The 2411-nt window shown below is 70.2% G+C and carries 3 protein-coding genes and 1 pseudogene; all 4 read left to right on the forward strand.

Translation table 11 applies throughout. From position 1 onward, the window contains the following. A partial coding sequence (locus C1J01_RS47535) for a hypothetical protein (RefSeq protein WP_146616026.1) occupies positions 1-394 on the forward strand: 394 nt, incomplete at its 5' end. Between the two features lie 318 nt (positions 395-712). Continuing rightward, entirely contained in the window at positions 713-1312 is a 600-nt protein-coding gene (locus C1J01_RS47540; RefSeq protein ID WP_181449368.1) for a TetR/AcrR family transcriptional regulator, read from the forward strand. A gap of 3 nt (positions 1313-1315) precedes the next feature. After that, positions 1316-2065 carry an ABC transporter ATP-binding protein gene (locus tag C1J01_RS47545; RefSeq protein ID WP_111185684.1) on the forward strand — a complete coding sequence of 250 codons (750 nt, stop codon included), beginning with the start codon at positions 1316-1318 and terminating at the stop codon, positions 2063-2065. Then, positions 2056-2411: pseudogene (locus tag C1J01_RS47550) on the forward strand (hypothetical protein); the annotation flags it as partial. The gene C1J01_RS47545 and the pseudogene C1J01_RS47550, both read left to right, overlap by 10 nt.

Raw genomic sequence — 2411 nt, forward strand, 5'->3', positions numbered from 1 at the left:
GGCCAAGGGCAGGCTGAGTGATGGGGGGCGGAGGGCTGTGGTGTTGGCGGCGGCTGATCCGGCCAGTCCGTACGGGGCGGCGCTGCCGTGGCCGCAGCATCCTGGCGACGTCGGGCACAAACCCGGGCGGAAGGCAGGTTCGCTGGTCGTGCTCGTGGACGGTCACCTGGTGCTCTACGTGGAGCGGGGCGGCAAGACGCTGCTGTCGTTCACCGACGGCGACCGGCTGCAGCCCGCGGTGGACGCCCTGGCCCTGGCCGTACGCGACGGGGCTCTGGGCAAGCTGACCGTGGAGCGGGCCGACGGGGCCCCGATCGTCGACTCCCCGCTCGCGGCGGCCCTGGAGGCGGCCGGCTTCCACCCCACCCCGCGCGGCCTCCGCCTGCGCGCCTGATCCCCAGGCGAAACGAGCGCCGGGCTGCCATGGGCAGGCCGGCCCCGGGCGCACAAGCTCGCCTCGGGCCAGGTTGCCGACTCCAGGCGCACAGGCTGCCCTCGGGCCAGACCGCCGGCCCCAGGCTTACAAGCTGCGCTCGGGCCAGGCTGCCAGCCTCAAGGGCACAAACTGCCCCCGAAACAAGCCTCACGAAGCGGTCGATTGCCGTCATCAATCGGGTGCGGCACTCGGCCGTGGGCACCCCCGCGAAGGCTCTGCGAGGACGGGAAAGTAAGGGGTTACCTCGGAGTTGAATGAGCGTTTAAAGTTCTGAACGTGACGTCAGGGTCCCGGACGTTCGTCGAAGAAGCGCGACGCGCGCAGATCATCGGGTGTGCCATCGACGTCCTCGCCGACGAGGGGTACGCCCAGGCCACCATGGCCAGGATCGCCAAGCAGGCGAAGATCAGCGCCGGGGTGATCTCGTACCACTTCGGGGGAAAGGCGCAGCTGATCAAGGCGGTCGTCAGTGAGGTGGCCAGGATGGCCACCGACATGATGGTGCCGCGCATCCTCGCCCAGCCCACCGCGACCGAGGGGCTCAGGGCGTACGTCGAGAGCAATCTGGACTTCATGCGGCAGCACCGCAAGCCCCTGCTGGCGCTCATGGAGATCATCACCCATGCCCCCCGCGAGAGCGGCGGGCCGGGGCCGTACGACAAGCAGGCCGAGATCGCGATCACCGACCTGGAGAAGGTGCTGGAGTGGGGCCAGCGAACGGGCGAGTTCCGCGACTTCGACAGGCACACCATGGCCGTCGCGCTCCGCGGGATGATCGACGCCGTGGCCGAGCACCTGATCCCCCACCCCGGCTGGGACCTCGACCTGCTCGCCCGCGAGCTGGTCACCACTTTGACCCTCGCGACCAGGAGATGAGCCATGACAGCGGCGCTGGAGATCAAGGGCTTAACGAAGACCTACGGGGACAATGTCGCCGTCGACCACGTCCACCTCACAGTGCCGCAGGGCTCGTTCTACGGCCTGGTCGGGCAGAACGGCGCGGGCAAGACGACCACGCTGTCCATGGCGGTGGGCCTGCTCAGGCCGGACGCGGGCACGGCGAGCATCTTCGGCGCCGACGTGTGGGCCGAGCCGGCGCGGGCGAAGCAGCTGGTCGGCGTGCTGCCCGACGGGATGGCGATGCCGGAGCGGCTGACCGGCCGTGAGGTCCTCACCTACCTCGGGCTGCTGCGCGGGCTGAGCAAGGAGGTGGTGGCCGGGCGGACCGAGGAGCTGCTGTCGGTGCTGGAGCTCGACAGCGCGGAGAAGACGCTGGTGATCGAGTACTCGACCGGCATGCGCAAGAAGATCGGCCTGGCCACGGCGTTGTTGCACGCGCCCCGGCTGCTGGTGCTGGACGAGCCGTTCGAGGCGGTCGACCCGGTGTCGGCGGCGACGATCAAGACGATCCTGCGGGAGTTCGTCGCGGGCGGCGGCTCGATCGTGTTGTCCAGCCACGTGATGGCGCTGGTGGAGCAGTTGTGCGACCACGTAGGCGTGATCGACAGGGGCCGGGTGGCGGCGGCGGGCACGCTGGACGAGGTACGCGGCGCGGCGACGCTGGAGGACCGGTTCGTGGAGCTGGTGGGCGCGGCCACCACGGCCACGAAGGGGTTGTCGTGGCTGTAGCGATGACGCTGGTCCAGATGAAGCTGGCGATCCTGCGCCACGCGATGAAGGGCCAGCAGGGCGCCATGATGAGCTCGGCGGGCGTGCTCGGCGCCCTGGTCGCGGCCGGCACGATCTATCTGGCCTTCCTGGACGGCGACCTGCTGGTCGCCGCGTACGCCGTGTGGATGCTCGGCTGGATCATCGGCCCGGTCTTCTCGGGCGGCGGCGACGAGACCCTGCGCCCGGAGTTCTTCGCGCCGCTGGGGCTGCGGCAGCACCGGCTCGCGGCCGGGCTGCTGGCCTCGGCCTTCGTGGGGGTGGCGCCGCTCGTCAGTCTGGTCGCGCCTGTCTCCTATACACATCT

The sequence above is a fragment of the Nonomuraea aridisoli genome (genome assembly GCF_003236395.1).
Taxonomy (GTDB): Bacteria; Actinomycetota; Actinomycetes; order Streptosporangiales; family Streptosporangiaceae; genus Nonomuraea; species Nonomuraea aridisoli.

Bases quoted from the DNA above. Each gene is read 5' to 3' on its own strand.
- C1J01_RS47545 (WP_111185684.1), top strand. From the start codon at position 1,316: ATGACAGCGGCGCTGGAGATCAAGGGCTTAACGAAGACCTACGGGGAC.